Source organism: Ruegeria sp. C9 (assembly GCF_056537585.1).
The window spans coordinates 497,231-520,739 of the sequence record NZ_JBQFRU010000002.1; the positions used below are offsets into that span (position 1 = coordinate 497,231).

Annotated in this window: 26 protein-coding genes and 1 tRNA gene; 13 read left to right on the forward strand and 14 right to left on the reverse strand. The window is 58.9% G+C overall.

The annotated features are described in order from the left end of the window. Positions 1–9 precede the first annotated feature (9 nt). From ACR0NE_RS06650 to ACR0NE_RS06665, 4 genes are read right to left on the reverse strand one after another with little or no spacing between them, the layout of a single operon-like run. Positions 10–1,350, reverse strand: a complete 1,341-nt coding sequence (locus ACR0NE_RS06650; RefSeq protein ID WP_170595367.1) for an NAD(P)/FAD-dependent oxidoreductase — start codon at positions 1,348–1,350, stop codon at positions 10–12. Beyond that, positions 1,347–2,843, reverse strand: a complete 1,497-nt coding sequence (locus tag ACR0NE_RS06655) for an aldehyde dehydrogenase (protein WP_170595364.1) — start codon at positions 2,841–2,843, stop codon at positions 1,347–1,349. The genes ACR0NE_RS06650 and ACR0NE_RS06655 overlap by 4 nt, the downstream gene beginning before the upstream one ends. Positions 2,844–2,846: 3 nt before the next feature. Further along, positions 2,847–3,764, reverse strand: a complete 918-nt coding sequence (locus ACR0NE_RS06660) for a dihydrodipicolinate synthase family protein (RefSeq protein WP_170595361.1) — start codon at positions 3,762–3,764, stop codon at positions 2,847–2,849. Between the two features lie 7 nt (positions 3,765–3,771). Further along, entirely contained in the window at positions 3,772–4,482 is a 711-nt protein-coding gene (locus ACR0NE_RS06665) for a GntR family transcriptional regulator (protein ID WP_170595358.1), read from the reverse strand. A gap of 133 nt (positions 4,483–4,615) precedes the next feature. Between ACR0NE_RS06665 and ACR0NE_RS06670 the strand changes: the two genes are divergently transcribed. From ACR0NE_RS06670 to ACR0NE_RS06680, 3 genes are all read left to right on the forward strand, one after another. Further along, a complete protein-coding gene (locus tag ACR0NE_RS06670) occupies positions 4,616–5,566 on the forward strand; it encodes a GlxA family transcriptional regulator (protein ID WP_170567036.1) in 951 nt (316 codons plus the stop codon). Positions 5,567–5,640: 74 nt separating this feature from the next. Continuing rightward, positions 5,641–6,396, forward strand: a complete 756-nt coding sequence (locus tag ACR0NE_RS06675) for a 3-hydroxyacyl-CoA dehydrogenase (RefSeq protein ID WP_170595355.1) — start codon at positions 5,641–5,643, stop codon at positions 6,394–6,396. A gap of 10 nt (positions 6,397–6,406) precedes the next feature. Continuing rightward, positions 6,407–6,949, forward strand: coding sequence for a sugar O-acetyltransferase (locus tag ACR0NE_RS06680; protein WP_170595352.1), 543 nt, complete (start codon positions 6,407–6,409; stop codon positions 6,947–6,949). A gap of 71 nt (positions 6,950–7,020) precedes the next feature. Here ACR0NE_RS06680 and ACR0NE_RS06685 read toward each other — a convergent pair whose 3' ends face one another. From ACR0NE_RS06685 to ACR0NE_RS06695, 3 genes are all read right to left on the reverse strand, one after another. Further along, complete coding sequence (locus tag ACR0NE_RS06685; RefSeq protein WP_480459308.1) at positions 7,021–8,829, reverse strand: ABC-F family ATP-binding cassette domain-containing protein; 1,809 nt, start codon at positions 8,827–8,829, stop codon at positions 7,021–7,023. A 68-nt stretch (positions 8,830–8,897) separates the two neighbouring features. Beyond that, positions 8,898–9,632 (reverse strand): GNAT family N-acyltransferase, encoded by a 735-nt coding sequence (locus tag ACR0NE_RS06690; protein ID WP_170596092.1) that lies wholly within the window; start codon positions 9,630–9,632, stop codon positions 8,898–8,900. Positions 9,633–9,730: 98 nt separating this feature from the next. Then, positions 9,731–10,207 (reverse strand): outer membrane protein assembly factor BamE, encoded by a 477-nt coding sequence (locus ACR0NE_RS06695; RefSeq protein WP_170396685.1) that lies wholly within the window; start codon positions 10,205–10,207, stop codon positions 9,731–9,733. 84 nt (positions 10,208–10,291) lie between these two features. On the opposite strand from ACR0NE_RS06695, the gene ACR0NE_RS06700 reads away from it, so the two are divergent. The 8 genes from ACR0NE_RS06700 (at position 10,292) to ACR0NE_RS06735 (ending at position 15,633) form a co-directional block, all read left to right on the forward strand. Further along, entirely contained in the window at positions 10,292–10,828 is a 537-nt protein-coding gene (locus tag ACR0NE_RS06700; RefSeq protein ID WP_170595346.1) for a DUF177 domain-containing protein, read from the forward strand. Positions 10,829–11,033: 205 nt separating this feature from the next. Further along, the gene (gene rpmF, locus ACR0NE_RS06705; RefSeq protein WP_008756996.1) at positions 11,034–11,240 is read left to right on the forward strand and encodes a 50S ribosomal protein L32; all 207 of its coding nucleotides are present in this window, start codon (positions 11,034–11,036) and stop codon (positions 11,238–11,240) included. A 24-nt stretch (positions 11,241–11,264) separates the two neighbouring features. Next, positions 11,265–12,350, forward strand: a complete 1,086-nt coding sequence (gene plsX, locus ACR0NE_RS06710) for a phosphate acyltransferase PlsX (protein WP_170595343.1) — start codon at positions 11,265–11,267, stop codon at positions 12,348–12,350. Positions 12,351–12,374: 24 nt separating this feature from the next. Beyond that, entirely contained in the window at positions 12,375–13,346 is a 972-nt protein-coding gene (locus tag ACR0NE_RS06715) for a beta-ketoacyl-ACP synthase III (RefSeq protein ID WP_170595340.1), read from the forward strand. 96 nt (positions 13,347–13,442) lie between these two features. Then, positions 13,443–13,745: an integration host factor subunit alpha gene (gene ihfA / locus ACR0NE_RS06720; RefSeq protein WP_008755922.1), complete on the forward strand. Its 303-nt coding sequence runs from the start codon at positions 13,443–13,445 to the stop codon at positions 13,743–13,745. Between the two features lie 18 nt (positions 13,746–13,763). Next, entirely contained in the window at positions 13,764–14,354 is a 591-nt protein-coding gene (locus ACR0NE_RS06725; RefSeq protein ID WP_170509407.1) for a MerR family transcriptional regulator, read from the forward strand. A 61-nt stretch (positions 14,355–14,415) separates the two neighbouring features. After that, positions 14,416–14,492 (forward strand) — tRNA-Pro (locus tag ACR0NE_RS06730). 61 nt (positions 14,493–14,553) lie between these two features. Further along, a complete protein-coding gene (locus ACR0NE_RS06735) occupies positions 14,554–15,633 on the forward strand; it encodes a 2'-deoxycytidine 5'-triphosphate deaminase (RefSeq protein WP_170396675.1) in 1,080 nt (359 codons plus the stop codon). Between the two features lie 3 nt (positions 15,634–15,636). Here the strand turns inward: ACR0NE_RS06735 and ACR0NE_RS06740 are convergent, their stop codons facing one another. The 6 genes from ACR0NE_RS06740 to argS form a co-directional block, all read right to left on the reverse strand. Beyond that, positions 15,637–15,879: a hypothetical protein gene (locus tag ACR0NE_RS06740; RefSeq protein WP_170595337.1), complete on the reverse strand. Its 243-nt coding sequence runs from the start codon at positions 15,877–15,879 to the stop codon at positions 15,637–15,639. 65 nt (positions 15,880–15,944) lie between these two features. Continuing rightward, the gene (gene scpB / locus ACR0NE_RS06745) at positions 15,945–16,595 is read right to left on the reverse strand and encodes an SMC-Scp complex subunit ScpB (protein WP_170422113.1); all 651 of its coding nucleotides are present in this window, start codon (positions 16,593–16,595) and stop codon (positions 15,945–15,947) included. After that, on the reverse strand, positions 16,588–17,382 hold the full coding sequence (locus tag ACR0NE_RS06750) for a segregation and condensation protein A (protein WP_170422116.1): 795 nt from the start codon (positions 17,380–17,382) through the stop codon (positions 16,588–16,590). The genes scpB and ACR0NE_RS06750 overlap by 8 nt, the downstream gene beginning before the upstream one ends. Then, entirely contained in the window at positions 17,372–18,379 is a 1,008-nt protein-coding gene (gene nagZ / locus ACR0NE_RS06755; protein WP_170396666.1) for a beta-N-acetylhexosaminidase, read from the reverse strand. Before nagZ ends, ACR0NE_RS06750 begins: the two co-directional genes overlap by 11 nt. Beyond that, positions 18,376–19,467, reverse strand: coding sequence for an SPOR domain-containing protein (locus ACR0NE_RS06760; protein ID WP_480459303.1), 1,092 nt, complete (start codon positions 19,465–19,467; stop codon positions 18,376–18,378). The genes nagZ and ACR0NE_RS06760 overlap by 4 nt, the downstream gene beginning before the upstream one ends. A 39-nt stretch (positions 19,468–19,506) precedes the next feature. After that, positions 19,507–21,252, reverse strand: a complete 1,746-nt coding sequence (gene argS, locus ACR0NE_RS06765) for an arginine--tRNA ligase (RefSeq protein WP_170595334.1) — start codon at positions 21,250–21,252, stop codon at positions 19,507–19,509. A gap of 130 nt (positions 21,253–21,382) precedes the next feature. Between argS and ACR0NE_RS06770 the strand changes: the two genes are divergently transcribed. After that, a complete protein-coding gene (locus tag ACR0NE_RS06770) occupies positions 21,383–21,934 on the forward strand; it encodes a molybdopterin-binding protein (protein WP_170595331.1) in 552 nt (183 codons plus the stop codon). Here the strand turns inward: ACR0NE_RS06770 and ACR0NE_RS06775 are convergent. Continuing rightward, positions 21,916–23,073: a deoxyguanosinetriphosphate triphosphohydrolase gene (locus ACR0NE_RS06775; RefSeq protein ID WP_170595328.1), complete on the reverse strand. Its 1,158-nt coding sequence runs from the start codon at positions 23,071–23,073 to the stop codon at positions 21,916–21,918. The genes ACR0NE_RS06770 and ACR0NE_RS06775 overlap by 19 nt on opposite strands. 76 nt (positions 23,074–23,149) lie before the next feature. Between ACR0NE_RS06775 and ACR0NE_RS06780 the strand changes: the two genes are divergently transcribed. Beyond that, positions 23,150–23,473 (forward strand): HesB/IscA family protein, encoded by a 324-nt coding sequence (locus tag ACR0NE_RS06780; RefSeq protein WP_170406378.1) that lies wholly within the window; start codon positions 23,150–23,152, stop codon positions 23,471–23,473. The last annotated feature ends 36 nt before the right edge of the window (positions 23,474–23,509 follow it).

Here is a 23,509-nt window from a genome sequence, read left to right on the forward strand (position 1 = left end):
GCCTGCAAGCTATTCCGCCCCTGATCGCCACTCTTTCCAGCGCAGATACGCATTGGCCCCAACCGATGCGAAGGGCTCGGGTGGTAAACGCGGTGGCATCGGTTGCGCCAGAAAATGATCTGCAATCTGGGAGTCTTTCCCCTGCACAAGCTCTGCCACGCCCATTCCCTGCAGTGTTCCTCGCGCTATACCCAATCCGTTTTGACAGCAGGCGGCATATACACCCTGCTCGATCTCGCCGAACGCGGCCGAGCCATTGCGGCTAAGACACAGCATCCCAGCCCAACGGTGCTGCATCTGTACATTCGGCAAGTTGGGAAATCGCTCCTGAAACTTACGATCGTGCACCGCGCCTGCCCGTTTCAAATGGCTGTCGCCGCTGTGGATTTCAGGATGAAAGCTTGAACAGGTCCGGATCAGAATGCGATCCCCATAACTGCCCGAAACCCGCCGGACCGAAGTGCCCATCGGATCCGCTGGCGTTACTGACCAGCGTGGCTGTCCGCCCAGCGTGGCGAACTGATCTGGCGTCAGTGGTTCCGTTATCGACGCGTAGAGGCAGATGTGCATCAGACGCCGCTGGTAAAATCCAAAGCTTTCCAGATGACCATTCGTTGCCATCACGATCCGCCCCGTCGAAACCCGCGCCTGTTCGGTCTCGACCACCCAGCCACCGCCTTGTTTGCGAAACCCGGTCACGGCAGAGTTTTCATAAACACCGATCCGCCCAGCCAGATGCGTTGAGAGAGCCCGCACATAGGCTGCAGGCTGGATCATCACCGTCCCGGGCGCAAACAGACCAGATGTGTAATGCGGGCTGCCTGTCAGCGCCTGCATCTGCTGTGCATCATAAAGCTCGTGGGGCTCTCCCAATCGCGCCAGATGCACTGCGTAGTCTGCGTTGTGCCGATCACCCGCTGCGGTCGCAGCAGCGTTGATCTTGCCGCACGGGTCGAACATCTCCGGCGACAGGTCGCACTCAGCGGCTACCCGGGTCGCAAAGGAAATCGCCTGGCGATTCAGCGCGATTGTGGTCCGATCTGCGTCCAGCCCATCGCTGGCGTAATTGTCCGAGGCCAAGTCATGAGGCAGATCGATCATGAACCCCGAGTTGCGCCCGGCAGAGCCTTCCGCAAAGCGCCCAGCCTCAAGCACCACAACCTTCAGCGCCGGATCAAGCTGATGCAGCCTCAGCGCTGCGGACAGCCCGGCAAAACCACCGCCGATGATGGTCACATCTGCGGTCTGGTCTTGCTCAAGCCGAGGCAGGTCTTGCTGCAGAGGCAGGATGGCATTCCATCCTGCCACGCCGGTTTGCCGGGGCAAACGTTTGGCGGTGTAGATCGTCAATCTACCGCCTCATCTTCGTCATCGGCCAGATCAATCCAGATGGTTTTCAGCTGGGTATACTGATCATGGGCGTGAACCGAGTTGTCCCGGCCACCAAACCCAGACTGCTTGTAGCCACCAAAGGGTGTGGTGATATCCCCTTCACCAAAGCTGTTGATCGTGACGGTACCCGCCCGGATCGCCCGCGCGCCACGGATCGCGCGTTTGGCGTTGGCCGTGAAGATCGAGGCGCACAGCCCATACTCGGTGTCATTGGCAATGCTGATCGCCTCGTCAAAGCCCGAAACTTCGATCACCGACAAAACCGGGCCAAAGATCTCCTCGCGCGCCAGCGTGGCATCGTTTCCGGGCACTTCGACCACCGTGGCCTCGATGAATCCATTCTCGGCCTTTCCGCCAATCAGCACGTTTTCGGCCTTGTCCAGATATCCGCAAACCTTGGAATAATGCCCTTCACTAACAAGCGCGCCCATACGAGTTTCCGGGTCCAGCGGTTCGCCGACATTCCATTGCTTCGCATGATGCGCGATCCGTTCCAACAACTCTGCCTTCACGTCCTTATGCACAATCAACCGCGACGAGGCCGAGCAATTCTCGCCCATGTTCCAGAACGCACCATTGACGACATGCGCCGCCACGCGGTCCAGATTTTCCGCATCCTCCATCACGATGGCCGGGTTCTTGCCGCCCATCTCAAGCACCACCTCCTTGGCATTGCTTTCAGCGGAATAGTTCAGGAACTTCTTGCCCGTCACGGTCGAGCCAGTGAAGGACACCATGTCGATATCCATATGCCGCCCGATGGGTTCGCCCACCTCGGTGCCACCACCTGGTACCACGTTCAGCACACCGCGCGGCAATCCGGCCTCAGACGCCAGCTCCGCCACCTTTAAAGCGGTCAGAGAAGTCTCGGCCGCCGGCTTCAGCACCACTGAACACCCCGCCGCCAGCGCCGGCCCGATCTTCCACGCCAGCATCAGCAAGGGGAAGTTCCACGGCAGGACCAGCCCAACCACGCCAATGGGCTCACGCACGACCATGGCGATGTGGTCATCACTGGCCGGGCTGACCTGATCATAGATCTTGTCGATCGCCTCGGCATGCCATTTCAGGCAGTGGATCGTCTCGGGAACATCAACAGTTTCGCAATCAAAGATCGTCTTGCCGCTGTCGATGCTCTCCATCACCGCCAGTTCCCGCGCGTTGCGGGTAAGCAGCTTGCACAAGCGGATCAGAATGTCCTTGCGATCCGAGGGGTGCATCTTTGACCAACGCCCGTCGTCAAAGGCTTCTCGCGCCTTTTCGACCGCAAAATCCACATCCTCCGATCCGCAGGCAGCAATGCTGGTCAGCACAGCCCCGGTGGCTGGATTGATAGTCTCGAACACCTGCCCTGAGGTCGCCGGGCGGTAGCCGCCATCGATGAAAGCGCCCGTCGGCAGATCCAGATGCGCAGCGATGGATTCGTATTCGTCTTTCGTCAACAAGCCCATGCCTTAACCCTCCGCCAAAATATCTGCGATTTTGCGTTTCAGAACGCGCGTCACCTGTTCCAGCGCGCGTTTGTCATCTTTGTTCAAACCTTTCAGAGGCGGCCTCACCACGCCTGCATCGATCCCGTTCATGGTGACGCCATGCTTGATCGTCTGGATGAATTTGCCGCCCTGCTCCAGCACCCGCATCAGCGGCATCAGCGCGCTCATGATGCGACGGCCCTTGGCAAAGTTGCCCTCGATCACACAAGCCTGATACAGCGCCACGTGTTCGGCAGGCAGAAAGTTCGACCCACCACAGACCCAGAACGGCGCTCCCCAGGCGAAGAACTCCAGCGCCTGATCATCCATGCCACAACCAAGTTGGATATGCGGGTAGTCCCGCGCCAGCAGATGCACCCGGTTGATATCGCCCGAACTTTCCTTGATGCCACAGAAATTCCGGCTGCGCCCCACACGATCCAGGAACTCTTCCCCCATCATCGTGCCGGTCCGGTGCGGATAGTTGTACAGCATCACCGGCAGATCAGCCGCCTTATCGATCGCCAGAGCGTTCAGCGCATTCTCACGGTCTGTCGGCACCGAATACGGGGGGCTGGCCAACAAGATCGCATCCGCGCCCAGTTCGCGCGCGCCAGAAGCCAACGCAATGGAATCGCCGGTCAGCATCGCCCCGGTTCCCACAACCAGAGGCACCCGCCCCTTAAGCTGTTCATGCGTAAACCGCGCCAGTTGCAGCCGTTCATCGACGGTCTGGGCGTAGTTCTCACCGGTCGATCCACCCGAGATCAAGCCGTGTACGCCCTGTTCAACCAGATAGTCGATCACCTCGGCCAGCGCGTCCCAGTTCACGCTGCCATCCACCGCGTATGGTGTCACCACCGGCGTGTAGATACCCTCAAATCTGAAGATCGGAGTCATGTGTCCCTCATGCAGATGTCTTGCCGGGGACCTGCCCCAGCGGAAAATCCAACCCCTCAGGCATCACGAACAGCTCGATCTGATCGCGTGACAGGGTCCAGTGGTCGTCGGCAAGCTGCGCAGCAGCCGCCTCATCGCCCGCCTCGATGGCGGCGATGATGGCGTCGTGCTGATGGCTGGCTTGCGATAGGTTCTCGGTCATCTGTGCGGTCTGCGGGCGATAAAATGTCATCCCGATCCGCGCATGGTCGATAAGCAACCGATTGAACGATGGGGATAAATAGACATTCCCTGCCATCTCACCGGTCACCTCGTGAAACCGCGTGTTGGCCAATGTCCGATCCTCAGCCGAGCCCGAACGCAAGGCCTGCCGAAACGTCTCTTGCGCTTCTTTCAACTGGTTAATCTGTGCCGTCGTCGCATTGGCGGCGGCCAGCCGCAGCACCGCGCCATAGACCATCGGCGCAACCAGAAAGAAATCGCGCAGCGTGGTATGAGACATCTCAGACACCCGCGCCCCGCGATGGGTGCGCAGGTCCAAATACCCCTCACCGGCCAACTGCCGGAACACTTCGCGCAACGGTGTGCGCGACAGGCCAAAGGCCTGCGACAACTGGGCCTCGTCCAGATCCTCTCCGGGACGCAAACGCAGGGTCAGAACCGACATCTTCAGATGCTCGGCCAACGCCTCTTTCGGTGATTTCCCTTCGTCCCTCATCCGATCCCCTTCATCACGATCCTGCGAATCGATAACTTGCCCTCTGGTATCGTATAAAAATACATGTTGTATACAGTTAGTTTTCGTGCAGCATGCAGAAAACTGTCAGAACGCCCTGATTCCGGTCCTATCGATGAGCCAAACACAGCACTACGCCTTCATACTGGTCGAGGAATTCTCGCATCTCGCCTTCTCCTGCGCGGTCGAGCCATTGCGGATCGCAAATTTGCTGGCCGAGGAAGATCTTTATCGATGGTCCTTCCTGTCCGAACACGCAGAGCATGCGGTCTGCTCAAACGGATCGGTCACTTTGGTGCATGGCGGATTGGGATCTATCCCAAAATGTGACCAACTGTTTGTTCTGTCAGGAATAAACATGCGCAATCACGTCTCGCGCCCGCTGCTCGCAACCCTGCGCCGAGAGCGGGCACGGGGCACCAATATCAGCGCCTTGTGTTCGGGTGCATGGCTGCTGGCCGAGGCCGGATTTTTGGATGGGATGCAGGCGGCGATCCATTGGGAATACCATGATGCTTTCATGGAGGCCTTCCCCGAGATCAACCTCGTCCGCAGCGTCTTTGTCGCCGACGAAAAACACATGACCGCCTCGGGCGGCACCGCAACCGCCGATTTGATGCTGCACCTGATTGAACGCGACCACGGTCACGATCTATCAGTCGCAGTGGCCGATCAAATGGTCTATAACGCCGTGCGCAACGCCACCGCCGATCAGCGCGTTTCGCTGCAATCGCGCAACGGGATGCGGAACGCGCATCTGGCTAAGGCAATCCACATCATGACCGACAATATCCAAAGCCCGTTGTCCCCCTCGGTCATCGCCAGCAACATCGGCATCTCAACCCGGCAACTGGAGCGCCTGTTTGGGAAATTCCTGAACACCTCGCCTAAGAAATACTTCATGGAATTGCGGCTGGACCGCGCCCGCAATCTGCTGTTGCAGACCGAATCTTCGGTGACCGAGGTCGCCTTTGCCTGTGGCTTCGAAAGCGCCGGCCACTTCTCGCGCGTGTACAGGGCTGCCTTTGGTGTCACGCCCATGCAGCAGCGCAGCAGGCTTGATTGATCAAAGCTGTGACTGGACAGAGGGCCATGGTTGGGATTATCTGAACAAGTGTTCAGATCAGGAAGGAACCCGCCATGCAACTCTCAACCACAGCTGCGGTGATCACCGGCGGAGCCTCCGGCCTGGGTGAAGCCACAGCCCGTCACTTTGCCGAGAACGGCGCGCAGGTCACCATCCTTGACCGCGACGCCGAGCGTGGCCTGCAAGTCGCGGCTGAAATCGGCGGACATTTCGCACAAACCGATGTGACGGATGAGGCCTCGGTCGCTTCAGCGATTGCACATGCGATGGACAAGATGGGTCGCATCACCGCCGCAGTGAACTGCGCCGGAATCGCGATTGGAGCTAAGACTGTGGGCAAAGACGGCCCCCACCCTCTGGAGGCGTTCCAGCGTACCATCGACATCAATCTGGTCGGCTCCTTCAACGTCTCACGTCTTGCTGCCGCAGAGATGGCAAAGAATGATCCTGAACCGGATGGCGCACGCGGCGTGATTATCAACACGGCCTCCATCGCCGCCTTTGACGGGCAAAAAGGTCAGGCGGCCTATGCAGCCTCGAAAGGCGGCGTGGTCGGCATGACGCTACCCATGGCGCGCGATCTGGCCTCGACTGGTATCCGTGTGATGGCCATCGCACCGGGCATCTTCATGACCCCGATGCTGGCCGGCCTGCCTGAAGAGGTGCAGCAACAGCTTGCGGCGGACGTCCCCAACCCTGCTCGCCTCGGCGACCCGCGCGAATACGGTCGTCTGGCCGGGTTCATCGTCGAGATGGGCTACCTGAACGGAGAGGTCATCCGGATCGACGGTGCCCTGCGGATGCGCTAAGACGGGTTTCATGACCGAGCGGCAGAAAATGGCGGCAGGCGAGTGGTATTGCTGCCTCGACCCCGAACTGGAAGTGCTTCGCATGAAAGCACGCCGCGCGGTCCATGCCCACAACACCTGCCCGCCCGATGACCGAGGGGCTATAGCTCCCGAATTGGCGGCGCTCTTTGCGGGGATCGGGCAGGATTGCTATTTCGAGGCCCCGTTTCACTGCGCCTATGGGATGAACCTAACGCTGGGCGACCGGGTGTATCTGAATGCGGGCTGTGTCATTCTCGACACCGCGCCAGTTCGCATCGGCAGTGACTCGATGCTCGGCCCCACGGTGCAGATCTATTGCGCCCAACACGCCAAAGACCCAGCCCTGCGCGCACAGGGTCTGGAAATCGACCACCCGGTGACAATCGGCGAAAACGTCTGGATCGGCGGCGGCGCGATCATCATGCCCGGCGTCACTATCGGAGACCGCGCCATCGTCGGCGCGGGCAGTGTCGTCACGAAGGACGTCCCCGCCGGAGCAACTGTTGTCGGTAACCCCGCCCGCCCCATTTGAGCACGCGCAAACCGGTGCATAGGTTTGTACAACTCAGACAATCTAGTCGATTGAGGTTGTACAACTCGGACTCAACCGGCGTCGGCCTTCTCTTCCAGCATCAGCCACTCTTCCTCAGCCGCTGACAGTTTTACCTGCCGTTCGACCAGGGCATCGGTTGCCTTCTGGAACTTGATCGGTTCGCGTGTGAACAGCTCAGGATCAGACATCAGATCTTCGAGCTTGGCGATCTCGGCTTCAAGGCGCGCGATCTCTGCTGGTAGCTTCTCAAGTCGGTGTTTCTCCGAAAATGAAAGCCCCGCCTTCTGCTTCGCCTCTTGCTTCACTTTCGGCTTTGAAGGCCTTGCTTTTTCTTCCTTTTTCGCAACCACATCACCTCGCTGAGCGATATAATCGGACCAACCACCGGCATAGACCGTTGCGCGCCCATTGCCCTCCATCGCGATGGTTGTGGTGGCGACCCGATCCAGAAAATCTCGGTCGTGACTGACCAGCAAGACCGTTCCATCGTAGTCGTCCAGAAGTTCCTGCAGCAGATCCAGCGTTTCGACATCCAAGTCGTTCGTCGGTTCGTCCAGTACCAGAAGGTTCGAGGATTTTGCCATCAGTTTCGCCAACAGCAACCGGGCTTTTTCCCCACCGGACAAGGACTTAACAGCCGCTCTTGCCTGCGCGTCATCGAACAGAAACTCTTTGAGATAGCCCACTACATGCTTGGGTTGGCCGCCCACCATCACCTGATCGGCCTTGCCCGAGACCCGCATCTCGGGATCGCCGGTCAAGCTGTCCCACAGGCTCATTTCCGGGTCCAGCTGTGCCCTCGCCTGATCGAACACGGCGATCTCAAGGTTAGTACCCAGCACCACCGAACCCTCGTCCGGTTCGACCTGACCCAGCAGCATTTTCAGCAACGTCGTTTTGCCCACACCGTTCGGCCCAACAAAGGCCACGCGGTCGCCGCGCTGAACCAGAAGATCGAAATTGCGCACGATCTGCTGAGAGTCAAATGACTTTGAAACGCCAGTGGCCTCGATGACCTTGCGGCCTGATTTCGGACCGGATTCCAACGTCATGGCAGCCGATCCCTGACGTTTGATCTGCGCTGCACGCTCGGCGCGCAAGGCTTGTAGCGCCCGAACACGACCCTGATTGCGCTTGCGGCGGGCGCTGATACCCTCGACGGCCCATCGCGCCTCGGACTTGATCAAGCGGTTCAGCTTGTGGCGCTGCTGATCCTCCTCTTCCCAGACCTTATCCCTCCAGCTTTCAAAGGCCGCAAAGCCCTGTTCCTGCCGCCGCACAACTCCGCGATCGATCCACAGCGTCGCACGGGTCAACGCACGCAGGAATGCGCGATCATGCGAGATCAGAACATAGGCTGCACGGGTCGAGCCCAACTCACGCTCCAACCACGCTATCGCCTCGATATCCAGGTGGTTCGTCGGTTCGTCCAGCAACATCAGGTCCGGCGCTTCGGCCATCAGCTTGGCCAAGGCGGCGCGTCGCCTTTCCCCACCCGAAGCGGTTTCGACCGCACGCTCAGGGTCGAATTTCAGCCCTTCGCCCGCGCGTTCGACCTTATACAGCTCGCCCGGTTCCAACCCGCTTGAGGCATAGTCTCCAAGCGTCGCGAATCCCTGCATTCCGGGATCCTGCTCCATGTAACCCACTGATTTACCCGGAGGGATGACGATTTCACCCTGATCGGCCTCGACCAGCCCGGCCATCACTTTCATCAAGGTGGATTTGCCTGACCCGTTCCGCCCGACCAGCGCCACGCGATCACCGGGTTGAACCACAAGGTCCAGATCGGAAAACACCGGATCACCCCCGAACGTCAGAGAGATACCGGACATCTGCAATAAAGGAATTCTCGCCATACCCGCCAGCTAAACCGGCCAAAGCAAGGCGTCAACGCCCCAACTTCACCTTTTCCCAGATACTCAAATCACCCAGCCACCGCGCGCAGCAACCGTTTACGAGCTGGGGGAATTGCTCCGATTTCAAGGCCGGTGAACACATGCAGGGTGTTCATGTGCCTGTCTACTACCGCATGATCGCTGACCCACCCCCCCATCATCAGATAGGTGCGCAACAAGGGCGGCATCCGAAGCATCGCCTGTTTTACATCAGGGCGTCGGCGCAAGCGCGCCGCAAAGCGAAACACATCCGGCGCCTTGACTCGTGGCAACCAACGCCTTGGTGCCAGATGCCGGTGTTTGAGCATCGCAAAAGCGTCAAGATATTCGGCTGTTTCGGTTCCAGCGAATGACGAACAACCAAACAGCATTTCGATCCCCTTCTGATCGACATACGCCGTCATTGCGCCCCACGCGACACGCAAGATATCCGGATCATTGTAGTCCGGGTGGATACAGAACCGGCCCATCTCAACCATCGGTCCGGTAAAATCGCGTAGCGCCGACAGATCATAGAACTGTGCTGAGTAGCTGAGTCCGACTTCGAAGCCGCCCTGCATTGTCAGCATACGGAAACAGCACACCAACGCCCCACCGGCCTGCAGATCTTCGACCAGAACATGGGCGCAGCGTGCATCAAAAGCATCACAATCCTGACCATCAGTAGCAAAGGTCAGCATCCTCAGCGTCTGCGCCGCCGCCACGTCTTGCTCGGTTTGCGCCAAGCGGGCGCGATATCGGCCCTTGTCCAACAAAACCGCCATGGTCGCATCCTCCTGCGGTTGCTGACCGGTCACATTTGTCTGGTCCTTACTACAGAATGTGTGACTGTCCTGTGACCACTGCAAGAGAATTGGTCGCTTTAGTTGTTTGCGCCAGGAATATTTGCCGGGTTGAAGTTGCCGATGTTACCCAGAAGCTGACGCAGGAAGCCTTTGTCTTCCACGTTGGAATCGGTCACGCGACGATCCAGCACGATGACATAGCCGTCTTCCAGGCCGAACCGCTCGATATTGCGAACGACGCCGCGCTGATCAAAGCTGATCGCGACCAGTTCACGTGAAACGACCTCGGGTCGTTTGGGCCCATAATGACGGACGCGCGAGGCGACATAGTAATAGCCCGAATCCCGCACCACGCCCGCCGAGCTGGGCGCGCCGATGGTTTCTTCAACACTATCGCGGGTATCGACGCCGACCTTGATTTTGGCCAGATCCTCTGGCGGAGGCACGTAGCCGTGATTCTTGAAGATTGGTGAACATGCACCCGCGACCGCCAGACAGGCCGCAAAGACAAGCGTTTTCGACGCTGGTTTCAACCTGTTCAAACCCTTCAACATGCACATCCTCTTGCCATGGCCCCTTGCGGACCCTATCCGATTACAGAAACCAAGGCTCCGGTTCAACACAGGAAAACCTCACGAATGAGCAACCAGACATCTTTACGCGTCGCAGACCTGCCGCAAAACGCTCCGACCCCGTTTGAGTTGCGCCCGACCGGCGACGCGCTGGAGGTCATAAAACAAGAGCTCGGACTGCTTGGCCTGCGCAAGCTCAGCTTTGTGGGCGAATTGCGCGCGCAGGGCAAACGGGATTGGACGCTTTCTGGCAAGCTGGGCGCAACGGTGATCCAACCTTGTGTCGTGACGTTGGAACCAGTGACCACACGCATCGACACCCCGGTGAGTCGCGTCTTTGTGGCCGATTGGAGCGATCCGGAAGAGCCCGAGTTCGAAATCCCCGAGGATGACGAGACCGAACCGCTTGGCCCCGAGATCGATCCTGCGCTGATCATGGTTGAAGCGCTGTCGCTGGCCCTGCCCCAATACCCACGGAAGGATGGAGTTGAGCTGGGCCAGATAGACTATACCGAACCGGGCAAACAGGCCCTCACAGATGAGGATGTAAAACCCTTCGCTGGTTTGGCCGGGCTGCGGGATGCGATGAAAAAAGACGAGTGACAGGCGAGGGATTTCCTGTCATAGCAGGCCGTCAGAAAAACCGCTTGAACATGACGAGAATCGCAGTATTTTCGCGCGCTCATTGGAATTTGGGTTGGACATTGCGGGGCAAGCCCCTTAAACGCGCGTCAAACCACGAGAAAACAAAGTACGTAACCCGGCTGACAGCGATTCTGTCAGCCCATATCAGACAAAGGTTGAGACCATGGCCGTCCAACAGAACAAAGTTTCCAAGTCGCGTCGCAACAACCGCCGCGCACACGACGCTCTGGTTGCTGCAAACCCGAACGAATGCCCGAACTGCGGCGAGCTTAAGCGCCCACACCACGTTTGCGCATCTTGCGGCCACTATGACGATCGTGAAGTCGTCGCTCAGGCCGACGAAATCGACCTGGACGAAGACGCGGCCTAAGCCTGATTGGACGCAGGCCAAGGCATGACGGATCAGCCCACGCAGACCGGACGGATCATCATCTCGGTTGACGCTATGGGCGGAGATTCGGGCCCTGCCGTCGTTGTGGCGGGCATTGCAAAATCTGCGGACAAGAACTCGAAGATCGGGTTCATCCTGCACGGTCAGGAACAGGAACTACGCAAGCTGGTTGCCAAACGGCGTGTCCTTGATGGGCGCGTCGTTTTTCGTGATTGCCCGGACGTGGTCACGATGGAAGACAAACCAAGCCAGGTTGTCCGCAGCGGCAAGAGCACGTCGATGTGGTCCGCTCTGGAAGCGGTGCGTGCAGGTGAAGCGCACGGCGCGGTGTCCTGCGGCAATACGGGCGCGCTGATGGCCATGTCCATGTTGCGGCTGCGCAAGCTGCCCGGCGTGAACCGCCCTGCCATCGCGATCCTGTGGCCCTCGCGCAATCCGCATGGGTTCAACGTGATGCTGGACGTCGGCGCAGATGTGCGCGCCGATGCCAAGGACCTTTTGCAATACGCGCTGATGGGGGCTTCATACGCGCGCAACGGTATGGCGCTCAGCCGCCCTCGGATCGGGTTGCTGAATGTCGGCACCGAAGAACACAAGGGCCGCGCCGAACTGAAAGAAGCCCACGCGATGATCTCGGACTTTGCCGATCAGGCGAATTTCGAGTTCGTGGGCTTTGTCGAGGGCAGCGATATCCCCGGCGACAAAGCTGACGTGATCGTGACTGACGGGTTTACCGGCAATGTCGCCATTAAAACTGGTGAAGGCACCGCGAACCTTATCGGTGATTTGCTGCGTGAGGCGTTCAAATACTCGCCCCTATCCCGGCTGGCCTCGATCCTGGCAATCACCTCGTTGAATCGTCTGAAAAAGCGGATAGACCCGCGCCGCGTCAATGGAGGCGTGTTCCTCGGGCTTAATGGAACCGTGGTGAAATCCCATGGCGGAGCGGACGCAACCGGCGTTTCCGCAGCGGTCAAACTGGCTTTCACATTGGCTGAATCCGGTTTCTCCGAAAAATTGGCGGCACGGGTTGCATCAACAGCCGCACTTGCACAAGATGCGGCCCATTCCGTGTCTCAATCGGAATAATAACAAAAAAGGCAGTACCCCAGCATGGCAGGCCGCTCAGTTGTTGTAGGTGTCGGGCATTATTTGCCAGGGCGCGTTGTACCGAACTCTGAGTTCGAGAAAACGCTGGATACGACGGACGAATGGATTCGCACCCGGTCCGGGATCGAGCGGCGACACTTCGCGGCCGAGGACGAAACCACATCCGATCTGGCCACCAAAGCGGCCGAAGCCGCACTGGCTGATGCCGGACTGACAGCGGATGATATCGACGCGATTGTACTGGCAACCTCCACAGCTGATCTGACCTTTCCTTCGGCGGCAACCATGGTACAGGCCCGGTTGGGCATGACCAAAGGTTTTGCCTTCGATGTACAGGCGGTCTGCGCAGGGTTTGTCTTTGCGCTCAGCAACGCCAACGCCCTGATCCTGTCCGGTCAGGCCAAGCGCGTACTGGTGATCGGCGCCGAGACCTTTTCACGAATCATGGACTGGACCGACCGGTCGACCTGCGTGCTGTTTGGCGACGGCGCGGGCGCACTGGTTCTGGAAGAGCAAGAGGGTCAGGGCACTTCGGATGATCGCGGTATTCTTGCGACCGACTTGAATTCGGACGGACGCTACAAAGACCTTCTCTTTGTTGATGGCGGGGTTTCGACCCAATCCACCGGCCACTTGCGGATGCAGGGCAATCAGGTGTTTCGTCATGCGGTCGAAAAACTGGCCCGAACCGCAGAAGTCGCGCTGGAGCGTGCAGGTCTGTCCAGCGATGATGTCGACTGGATCGTGCCGCATCAGGCTAATATCCGCATTATTCAGGGCACCGCCAAGAAGATGGGCCTGCCGATGGATAACGTCGTCGTCACCGTTCAGGACCATGGCAACACATCGGCAGCCTCAATCCCTCTGGCCCTGTCGGTGGGCAAGCAAAACGGCCAGATCAAAACCGGCGATCTGATCGTTACAGAGGCGATTGGTGGCGGTCTGGCCTGGGGTGCGGTCGCACTGCGTTGGTAACCGGCACAATCCGGCTTACAGAGCCTCCTGCAATTCATTGATATTGACAGCGAATTTTGCATAGCCATATGCTCAGACATCAACAGGGGAAAAAGCATGGGCGACAAAACACTGACCCGAATGGATCTGAGCGAGGCCGTCTTTCGTGAGGTTGGCCTGTCACGCAATGAAAGCGCACAGCTGGTCGAAAGCGTTCTGAACCACATGTCTGACGCGCTGGTGCGTGGCGAACAGGTCAAGATTTCGTCCTTCGGCACCTTCAGCGTTCGGGACAAAACTGCCCGTATCGGTCGCAACCCTAAAACCGGTGAAGAGGTTCCGATCCAGCCCCGTCGTGTACTGACATTCCGTCCGTCGCACCTGATGAAGGATCGCGTCGCCGCAGGGAACCGCAAGTAAGTTCAGGACATCCAGGTTATGAGTAAGTCCCCCGATGCCTTTCGCACCATAAGTGAAGTTGCGGACTGGCTCGGAGTTCAGGCTCATGTGCTGCGTTTCTGGGAAAGCCGGTTTACCCAAGTCAAACCCGTCAAACGCGCCGGTGGGCGGCGATATTATCGCCCCAATGATATGCGTCTGCTGGGCGGTATCAAGAAACTGCTGCACGAGGACGGGATTACCATCAAAGGTGTTCAGCGTATCCTTCGGGAACAGGGCGTTGCGCATGTTGCATCGCTTTCGCCCAATTTGGATGAAAACGCGCCCGCACCCAGCATCGACGATACTGTGGTTCCGTTCGCTTCAGCGCCGGAACCATCCGCAAACCAGATCGACATGGATTTGGGCGAACCCGCCCATTCCCCTGCCCCAGAGGCTCCGAGACCCGTCGCAACCCCCGAACCCAAACCGATACCGGCTGAGCTGGATGCAGCGCCGCTGATGGGTGGTATTGCCTCGCTGGCATGGAATCGTGACGAGTATGACGATGAGCTGTTGCACCAGATTGCACCCATCGCCAAGGACCTGCGCAGGTGGCTGGATCGCGTCGAACACCACACGGCGGGATAGCAAAAAAGGCGATGATTTCCTCTTGCCCCCGCCGGGAAAGTCTTTATGAACACCTCAACGTCGGGCTATGGCGCAGCCTGGTAGCGCGTCCGTCTGGGGGACGGAAGGTCGCAGGTTCGAGTCCTGCTAGCCCGACCAAATCACACCGACGTTTATGGCACATAGGCCAGATCCCGCTCTGGCAGCAGAGGGGATCGAGATGACAGGTGTTTGCCCAAATCAACAGCTTGAGGCGATGATTGCACGCGGTGAGATCGCCGCAAGCCCAGACATCATCCCTGCACAGGTGCAGCCGGCGAGCCTTGATCTACGTTTGGGAACAGTGGCTTACCGGGTGCGCGCGTCCTTTCTGGCGGGCGAAGGGCGTTCTGTCGCAGACCGGCTGGCCGAGTTTGAGATGCACCGCATCGACATCACTGAAGGCGCTGTTCTGGAAAAGGGCTGTGTCTATCTGGTGCCGCTGATGGAATCGCTCGCCCTGCCCGATGACATCAGTGCGGTGGCCAATGCCAAAAGCTCGACCGGGCGGCTCGACTTGCTCACGCGCACGATCACTGATGGCGGAACTGAGTTTGATCGGGTTCCCGCAGGCTACACAGGTCCGCTTTATGCCGAGATCTGCCCGCGATCGTTCTCGGTTCTGGTGCGCCCCGGAATGCGTCTGAATCAGATCCGTTTCCGCAAAGGTCAGGCGGTACTCAGCGACGCCGAGCTGACCGCGTTGCATGGTCAAACGCCGTTGGTTGATGGGCCAGCCGTCATTCAGGACGGGTTGGGGTTTTCGGTCGATCTGCAACTGCCCGATACCGATCTGGTCGGCTATCGTGCCAAGCCCCATACCGGGGTGATCGATCTGGATCGGATCGGCGAATACGACCCGCAGGAATACTGGGAAGAGGTGCATACCAAGGATGGTCGCATCATCCTCGACCCCGGCGCGTTCTACATTCTCGTCAGCCGCGAAGCGGTGCATATCCCGCCAATGTATGCTGCTGAAATGGCCCCATATCTCGCTATGGTCGGCGAGTTCCGGGTACATTACGCCGGATTCTTTGACCCGGGCTTTGGACATGCCGAAGCAGGCGGTGCCGGATCACGCGGGGTGCTGGAAGTGCGCTGCCACGAAGCGCCATTTGTGTTGGAACACGGACAAGTCGTCGGGCGCCTGGTTTATGAGAAGATGGCCGAAATGCCGACACAGCTATATGGTGCAGGGATTGCCTCGAACTATCAGGGTCAAGGCCTGAAACTGTCCAAGCATTTCAAAGCTGTGGGCTGAGTTTCAGAACTTCATGAACCGACGCATCTGACGCGACACCTGCCGCATCTGCTTTGCGCTTTGATTCTGGCGCTTGGTCGCATCGCGCATCTGGCGATCCGCCTCGGGGCCATTCTCAACATCAGACTGACCCGGTTTGCGGCCCACCTTGTTGCTGGCCATATCAATACCCTTGTCCACACCGTGGTTCACCAGGCGACGCATCACCCGGCGCACGATCATATCGATGATCCGATTGGCATTCATTGGCTCAACTCCGTTATGTGCACCCTAGGATAGGTGCGATCTGCGGCAATAAAAGGGCCGTCCGATCACTCTTCTTCGAACAGCTCGGTTTGATCTTCGTCCTCGTCATCACCCTTTCCTTCGCCCAGCGGCACAGCACCAGGGGGTGGGCGATTCTCCAACAGTCCGGCTGCGCGCAACTCCTTCAGGCCCGGCAGGTCACGGGCGTTTTCCAGCCCGAAATGATCCAGAAACTCAGGCGTTACGACGAATGTCACCGGACGGCCCGGTGTCATGCGGCGGCGGCCCAGCCGGATCCATTCCATTTCGAGCAACTGGTCGATAGTTCCGCGCGAAACGGACACGCCCCGGATTTCCTCGATCTCCGCACGCGTGCAGGGCTGGTGATAAGCCACGATCGCCAGCGTTTCGATGGCCGCCCGGCTAAGCTTGCGGGTCTCAACCGTTTCCTTCTGCATCAGGAAGCCAAGATCGGGGGCTGTGCGGATCGCCCAAGCCTCACCAACGCGCACCACACGCACCCCGCGCCCTTCGTACCGTTTCTGAAGCGATTCAACAGCTTGCGCGGCATTGCTGCCATGGGGCATCCGCGCTTCAAGATCACCAATCGTCACCGGCTCGGCGCTGGCAAACAGCACGGCCTCGACCATACGTTCCTGTTCCGCCAAGGGCGGCGCTTCGAACAGTGTGCCTGTCTCTTCGTTGGCGTCAGTCACGTGTCTCAGTCCTCTTACGCAGATGGATCGGCGCAAATGTCTCGCTTTGCTTGATCTCCATATGTCCTTCTTTCACCAGCTCAAGCGAGGCTGCGAAGGTTGCAGCCGTGGCAGAGCGTCGCCGAACCGGATCAGCATCCCAGCCTTCGGGCAGGTAGGTCTCCATATCCGTCCACGCACCGGCAAAGCCTATCAGGGGCCGCATCCGCTCAAGCGCTTGTTCCATGGTGAAAACGGCGTCGCGGTCCATGACGAAGGGGCGGAACTCGTCGCGCGTGCGGATACGCGCATAGCCCTGCATCAAGTCCAGCAATGTGGCGGAATAGGTCACGGTGCGGATACGCCTAACATCCTCACCCTGCCCGCGTTTGAAAAAATCGCGGCCCAATTGATCACGCGCCATCAGGCGCGCCGCGGCATCGCGCATGGCCTGCAAGCGTTCCAATTGGAACGCGAGGTGCGCGGCGAGTTCTTCACCCGAAGGACCCTCATCATCCGGGTCCGGAGGCAGCAGCAAGCGGGATTTCAGAAAGGCCAGCCAGGCCGCCATCACCAGATAGTCGGCGGCCAGTTCGATCCTCAACTGACGCGCTTTTTCGACAAAGGTCAGATACTGTTGCGCCAACGCCAGAACCGAGATTTTGCGCAAGTCCACTTTTTGCGTACGCGAAAGTGTCAAAAGCACATCGAGCGGACCCTCAAACCCGTCGACGTCCACAATCAAAGCCTCGGCGGCCAGCCGATCGGCAACCGAGACCGGGTCTTCGCTGAAAAGGTTATCCTGCATATACCTGCCCGCCCATTAGGGCAGATAGTTCCGCCTCGGCGGCTTGGATGTCAAGTTCCTGTGGCGGCTGGCGTCGAGCCAACGCCCGATCTGCGCGGGCTTGTGCCGCATCCGACATCTCACCAGCGGCTTCGAGCACCTTAGCACGCTCTTCAAAGGCCCCGTTGCAGTGCAAAGTAACATCGCATCCAGCGTCCAGTGCCTGTCGGGCCAAGTCGGCGGGCGCGCCGTTCAGGGCTTTCATCGTGATATCGTCGGTCATAATCAGACCGTCGAAACCGATGCGCTCCCTAATCAAAGTCATCATTCCAGCAGAAATCGTTGCGGGCCGTGGATCGATCTGGTCATAAACCAAATGCGCCGTCATCCCCATCGGCAAGTCGTTCAGCGCGCGGAATGGTGCAAAATCTGCTGCTTCCAGTGCACTTAGAGAAAGATCCACATGCGGCAACTCGTGATGACTGTCGAGCGTCGACAGACCGTGGCCGGGCATGTGCTTTACTACCGGCAACACTCCGCCATCAAAGTGTCCGTTGGCAACGGCTCGACCAATCGCGGAAACCTTTTCGGGATCAGACCCATAGCAGCGGTTCTTCAGGAACGCATGAGTACCCTCGCGGGCCAGATCGACCATCGGCGCACAATTGCTGTCGATGCCCAATCCCAGCAGTTCATGCGCGATCAGACGATAGCGCAGATACATCGCGCGCTCGGCCTGATCTCCGGCATGCGCGACATGATCCAAAGGGGGCAACCATTCACGGGCTAAAGGTGCGCGCAGACGTTGTACGCGGCCACCTTCCTGATCGACTGTGATTAGGCAATTTCGGCCAACCGCCTCGCGGAAGTCCTCGCACAAGGCGCGGGTCTGGTCAGCGGATTCGATGTTGCGGGCAAACAGAATGAACCCGAACGGGTTCATCTCTTTGAACAAAGCTTTTTCATCCGGCGTCAGGCGCAGCCCTTCGGCATCGGTGATAACCGCGCCAAATCTCACCGGACGGCGACCGGGATACAGTCTGCACCCTGCGCGACTAGGGCCGCGCAAAACTGGCGCGAGTCGCTCAGATCATCAAACCCCATGACACGCAGGCGATAGAAGGTTCGTCCTCCGCTTGAGGTCTTCTGTATAACACGCTGTTTTCCATCCATATATTCTCCAAATCGGCCATTCAAACGAGCCCATTCGGCCTGCGCCACATCGGCGCTTTCGTATGCCCCAAGCTGAGCAAGTCGCGTGCCTTTGGTCAATGTATCGGGATCAACATCCAGACCAACAGCAGCCTTTACTGCAGCATTGATCGCAGCTTCCGTAGCGCTGTTGGACGAAATAGAACTTGGCGTAGCGCGGGCTGGACGCACATGCGGACGCAGCGACCGGCGCACACCAGGCAGTGCAGCAATCTTAGGGTCGGGCTGTTGCGCTGCGTAATCAGCCGGATCAATCGCGGGCTCGTCTTCGGGCGTGACCAGGGAAGCCAATTGCACGCCCTGCTCAGGCGCCTGTTCGGGCAGAGGTTCGGCGGCGAGCCCTTCGGCCAGAGCGTTCACGATCGCCTGATCAGTGGCAGGTTCCTCAATCACTTGCACTGCATTTGTGGCCTCAAGCGCGGTCATGGGCGTGTCTTCATCAGTCAGAGACACGGGACGCGGTGCGAGGATCAGACGATCTGCCGGCGGTGCAGCAGTCCCGACAGCGGCAACTGCATTCACCGCTAGGCCCTGATGATCAGCAGGCGTCCCGCCGGGATTTTCGGGCTGCACGCGCATGGGTCCTTCGGCGGCACGCACGACCGGTACCCCGCTGACGTCGCGCATGATCAGTTGGTAGCCCCAAACGCCGACTCCGGCGACCAGCGCCAAAGACGCAACCGCCCCAAGCACGTTGACAATACGGCCCAGCCCAGCGCCTGCGCGCGGGGCGTCATCATAGCTATAGCTTTCGTCAGAATAATCATACGCATCTTCAGGATGCGATTGATTCGAGTAATGCATCTGCTCGGGGCTATGCTGCCCCGAGTAATCGTAACGTGCCATTTCCGCCTCACCGCCCGATTGCGCCGTAAAAAGTGGCGCGCGGGTCATTTCTTGTCTGCCTCAGACCGGCGGTTCGGGCGATATTTGTTATCGCATCTCCTGCGCCGGGGTAACGCCAAGAATACCCAAGCCCGCTGAAATCACAACAGAAACAGCCCGGGCCAGTGCGATTTTCGATTGGCTTGTGGCAACATCGCCATCCTGAATGAAGCGCAACTGGGTTTCGTCATTGCCCTTGTTCCACAGCGCGTGGAAATCTCCTGCCAATTCATAGAGATAGAAGGCAACCCGGTGCGGTTCATTTGTGCGAGCGGCGATTTCAACCAGACGTGGCCATTCTGCCAGCTTCTTGGCAACGGTCAGCTCAGAGGCGTGGTCGATCTTGCCCAGATCTGCCCCTGATAGCGTAGTATCATCGGCAGAAATCCCGGCCTCAGCGGCGCGGCGCAGCACACTCATGACGCGGGCATGGGCGTATTGGACGTAGAACACCGGGTTTTCGCGGCTTTGTTCCAGCACCTTGTCGAAATCGAAATCCAGCGGTGCGTCGTTCTTGCGGGTCAGCATCACGAAACGGGTTACATCAGGCCCGACCTGATCGACTACATCGCGCAACGTGACAAAGTTCCCTGCCCGCTTGGACATCTTGAATGGCTCGCCATTCTTCCACAACTTCACCAATTGGGTCAGCTTGATATCCAGCGGCACCTTACCATCGGAAAGGGCCGAAACCGCCGCCTTCATCCGTTTGACATAGCCGCCATGGTCCGCACCGAACACGTCGATTAGCGCGTCAAACCCACGGCTCACCTTGTCATAATGATAAGCGATATCCGGGGCGAAATAGGTCCAGCTGCCGTCCGATTTCTTGACCGGGCGGTCGACGTCATCCCCGTGTTCGGTCGACTTGAACAAGGTCTGCTCGCGCGGTTCCCAATCCTCGGGTTTCTTACCCTTGGGCGGCTCAAGAACGCCTTCGTAGATCAGGCCCTTGTCGGTTAGCGACTGAAGCGCAGCCTCGATCCGCCCTGTGCCGTAGAGCGACTTCTCGGAGAAGAACACATCCATCTCAACGCCCAGCGCCTTCAGGTCGGCGCGGATCAGGTCCATCATCGCGTCGGTTGAGAATTCGCGCAGCTCTTCCAGCCATACGCTTTCAGGCTTGTCGATCAGGCTGTCGCCGTATTTCTCTTTCAGCGCCTGACCGATCGGGATCAGGTAATCGCCGGGATAGAGACCTTCTGCGATCTCGGGGCTCAGCCCGTTAGCCTCGCGATACCGTTCATATGCCGACCGCGCCAACACATCCACCTGCGCGCCGCCATCGTTGATGTAGTATTCGCGGGTCACCTCATGGCCCGAATAGGCCAGCAAGCTTGCCAGCGCATCACCGAACACAGCCCCCCGCGTGTGGCCCACATGCAGCGGGCCGGTCGGGTTGGCCGAGACATATTCCACGTTCACCTTCTGACCATGCCCCATGGTCGAACGGCCATAATCGGTACCCTTTTCCAGCGCCGCAGCCAGCACGCCCTGCCAAACCGAAGACGCTAGCCGCAGGTTTAGAAAGCCCGGGCCCGCCACCTCGGCGCTGGTGATCCGGTCGTCTGCAGATAGCTTGCCTGCCAGCACATCCGCAATGTCCCGCGGCTTCATCTTCGCCGGTTTCGCCAGTACCATCGCCGCATTGGTCGCCATATCGCCATGCGCCGCATCGCGCGGAGGCTCAACCGCCACGTTGTCAAAGCTCAGCCCCTCAGGCAGCGCGCCTTCGGACTGCATCTGCGCCAGCGCGTCCAGTACCAGGCCGCGGATCTCGGAAAACAGGTTCATTTCGGATGTCCTTTTGCTTGCCGCGGGGTTTACCACGCAAAGCGCCAAGGTCAATGGACGCCTAAATTTTGCGCTTGGATTAACCGCTATCAGGGCTAAGGTCGGGGAAAACCGTGACCGGAGCCCCTGAATGCGCCTTACCCTGCCCTTCGCCCTGTTGCTGACCACCGCCTTGCCCACATGGGCCGAGATACCCTCACCGCAAGGCCACGTACTGCTGACGCTCGGTGGCGCCATCACCGAAACCAATCTGCCCGCGCGCGCCGAGAACGACGGTGGGCTGTTGGGTTTTCTCGAAGTCACACATGACGGTGCAGCAGGCTTTGACGCTGCCATGCTGGACGGGTTGGATCAGGTCGAGATCACCATCCCCTACGGCCCGCCAGAGAACCAGCGCGACTATACCTTTTCCGGCCCACTGTTGTCCGACGTGATGACGATGGCAGGTGCGAGGGGCAAATCTGCTCTGCCCATGGCTATGGATGGCTATCAGGCTGAAATCCCATGGGAAAGCATCGAGACACATCAACCCATCGTGGCCACCCACGCGGATGGCGTGCCGATGGGCATTGGTAGTTACGGCCCCACGATGATCGTTTTCCCGCCCACGGATGATGCTGAATTGGCTCAAACACAAGCCAGCCAACAGATCTGGGCCATCGCCTATATTGCGATCGAGTGATCTCCGGTCAGCCGGGCATGGTCTTGCAGCGCAAACCTGTCGGTCATGCCCGCGATATAATCCGAGACGATGCGGGCCAGCGCGGTTTCATCCGTTGCCGCCTCGATATCGCTGTGCCAATGGCGCGGCATCTGTTTGGGATCGGTCAGGTAAATCGGAAACAGTTCCTCAACCACCTTGCTGACACTGGCGCGCACTTCCATCACGCTCGGTGCGCGATACATGCGCGAAAACAGGAAGGCGCGGATCTGTTTGAGCTTCGCCCAAAGATCATCCGAGAATTGAATGACCGGATAACCCAGATGGCGGATATCCTCGACCGACTGCGCCCCCGAGGCCGCTATCAACGCGCGTGAGGTGTCGATCACATCCGAAACCATGACGCCAAATACCCGTCTGAGCGCCTCGTGCCGACGGCGATAAGGGTCAAGACCCGGAAATTTGGCATCCACTTCGGCGAAACAGGCATCAATTATGGGAAGCTGCTGAATGTCTTCATCTCTGAACAATCCCGCCCGCAATCCGTCAAATAGATCGTGGTTGTTGTAGGCAATGTCGTCCGACAACGCCGCGACCTGCGCCTCAGCGCTCGCATGAGTATGGAGTTCGAGGTCAAAGCCCTGGTTGCATTCGGCCAATGCCCAAGGCAATGCACCAGTGACCGGCCCGTTGTGCTTGGCTATCCCTTCCAGACATTCCCAGGTCAGGTTGCACCCATCGAACTCGGCGTAGTGACGCTCAAGTTTGGTTACGATCCGAATGGCCTGAGCGTTGTGGTCAAAGCCACCATATGGCTCCATCAACGCATGCAGAGCATCCTCGCCCGTGTGGCCAAACGGCGTATGCCCGAGGTCGTGCGCCAACGCGACCGCTTCGGTCAATTCGCCGTTCAAGCCTAAGGCCTCGGCAATCGTTCGAGCCACCTGAGCCACTTCTATGGAATGCGTCAGGCGGGTTCGATAACTGTCGCCCTCATGCTCGACAAACACCTGAGTTTTGTGTTTGAGGCGCCTAAACGCGCTGGCATGAATAATCCTGTCACGGTCGCGCTGAAAGCATGACCGAAAACTGCTTTCCTCCTCAGGTACAAGCCGCCCCCTTGCGCGGCCTGGGTCCGAGGCAAAACCCGCTCTGTCCAAAGGTCTTGTCCTTGTCGCCTGTCGTCAGGTTCCATATATTGTACGATGCTAAGGAAATAAACCTTTGGAGACCGGCATGAATCTGCCCCCAACAGTCACAGAACGCGCCTTTGAACGCCTGGCCGAAATCGGTGCCGCAGATCAGGGCCAGGCCCTGCGTGTCGCTGTGGAGGGTGGCGGATGTTCCGGTTTTCAATACGAGATCGCCCTGGATGAGCCGAAAGAGGACGATTTGGTGCTAGAGGGCAAAGGCCAAAAGGTCATCGTCGACTCGATCTCTCTGCCGTTTCTAGAGAACGCGGTAATTGATTTCACACAGGAACTCATCGGCGCGCGCTTCGTGATTGAGAACCCCAACGCCACGTCTTCCTGCGGCTGCGGCACATCGTTCTCGATGTAGCGCCAGTGGGGGCTTTGCCCCCACACCCCCAAGGTA

What these genes read in the sequence shown, in the direction of transcription:
- ACR0NE_RS06655 (WP_170595364.1), bottom strand. Translation starts at nt 2,843, where the DNA reads ATGGGCTTGTTGACGAAAGACGAATACGAATCCATCGCTGCGCATCTG.
- ACR0NE_RS06660 (WP_170595361.1), bottom strand. Translation starts at nt 3,764, where the DNA reads ATGACTCCGATCTTCAGATTTGAGGGTATCTACACGCCGGTGGTGACA.
- ACR0NE_RS06665 (WP_170595358.1), bottom strand. Translation starts at nt 4,482, where the DNA reads ATGAGGGACGAAGGGAAATCACCGAAAGAGGCGTTGGCCGAGCATCTG.
- ACR0NE_RS06670 (WP_170567036.1), top strand. Translation starts at nt 4,616, where the DNA reads ATGAGCCAAACACAGCACTACGCCTTCATACTGGTCGAGGAATTCTCG.
- ACR0NE_RS06675 (WP_170595355.1), top strand. Translation starts at nt 5,641, where the DNA reads ATGCAACTCTCAACCACAGCTGCGGTGATCACCGGCGGAGCCTCCGGC.
- ACR0NE_RS06680 (WP_170595352.1), top strand. Translation starts at nt 6,407, where the DNA reads ATGACCGAGCGGCAGAAAATGGCGGCAGGCGAGTGGTATTGCTGCCTC.
- ACR0NE_RS06685 (WP_480459308.1), bottom strand. Translation starts at nt 8,829, where the DNA reads ATGGCGAGAATTCCTTTATTGCAGATGTCCGGTATCTCTCTGACGTTC.
- ACR0NE_RS06690 (WP_170596092.1), bottom strand. Translation starts at nt 9,632, where the DNA reads ATGGCGGTTTTGTTGGACAAGGGCCGATATCGCGCCCGCTTGGCGCAA.
- ACR0NE_RS06695 (WP_170396685.1), bottom strand. Translation starts at nt 10,207, where the DNA reads ATGTTGAAGGGTTTGAACAGGTTGAAACCAGCGTCGAAAACGCTTGTC.
- ACR0NE_RS06700 (WP_170595346.1), top strand. Translation starts at nt 10,292, where the DNA reads ATGAGCAACCAGACATCTTTACGCGTCGCAGACCTGCCGCAAAACGCT.
- rpmF (WP_008756996.1), top strand. Translation starts at nt 11,034, where the DNA reads ATGGCCGTCCAACAGAACAAAGTTTCCAAGTCGCGTCGCAACAACCGC.
- plsX (WP_170595343.1), top strand. Translation starts at nt 11,265, where the DNA reads ATGACGGATCAGCCCACGCAGACCGGACGGATCATCATCTCGGTTGAC.
- ACR0NE_RS06715 (WP_170595340.1), top strand. Translation starts at nt 12,375, where the DNA reads ATGGCAGGCCGCTCAGTTGTTGTAGGTGTCGGGCATTATTTGCCAGGG.
- ihfA (WP_008755922.1), top strand. Translation starts at nt 13,443, where the DNA reads ATGGGCGACAAAACACTGACCCGAATGGATCTGAGCGAGGCCGTCTTT.
- ACR0NE_RS06725 (WP_170509407.1), top strand. Translation starts at nt 13,764, where the DNA reads ATGAGTAAGTCCCCCGATGCCTTTCGCACCATAAGTGAAGTTGCGGAC.
- ACR0NE_RS06735 (WP_170396675.1), top strand. Translation starts at nt 14,554, where the DNA reads ATGACAGGTGTTTGCCCAAATCAACAGCTTGAGGCGATGATTGCACGC.
- ACR0NE_RS06740 (WP_170595337.1), bottom strand. Translation starts at nt 15,879, where the DNA reads ATGAATGCCAATCGGATCATCGATATGATCGTGCGCCGGGTGATGCGT.
- ACR0NE_RS06750 (WP_170422116.1), bottom strand. Translation starts at nt 17,382, where the DNA reads ATGCAGGATAACCTTTTCAGCGAAGACCCGGTCTCGGTTGCCGATCGG.
- ACR0NE_RS06760 (WP_480459303.1), bottom strand. Translation starts at nt 19,467, where the DNA reads ATGACCCGCGCGCCACTTTTTACGGCGCAATCGGGCGGTGAGGCGGAA.
- argS (WP_170595334.1), bottom strand. Translation starts at nt 21,252, where the DNA reads ATGAACCTGTTTTCCGAGATCCGCGGCCTGGTACTGGACGCGCTGGCG.
- ACR0NE_RS06770 (WP_170595331.1), top strand. Translation starts at nt 21,383, where the DNA reads ATGCGCCTTACCCTGCCCTTCGCCCTGTTGCTGACCACCGCCTTGCCC.
- ACR0NE_RS06780 (WP_170406378.1), top strand. Translation starts at nt 23,150, where the DNA reads ATGAATCTGCCCCCAACAGTCACAGAACGCGCCTTTGAACGCCTGGCC.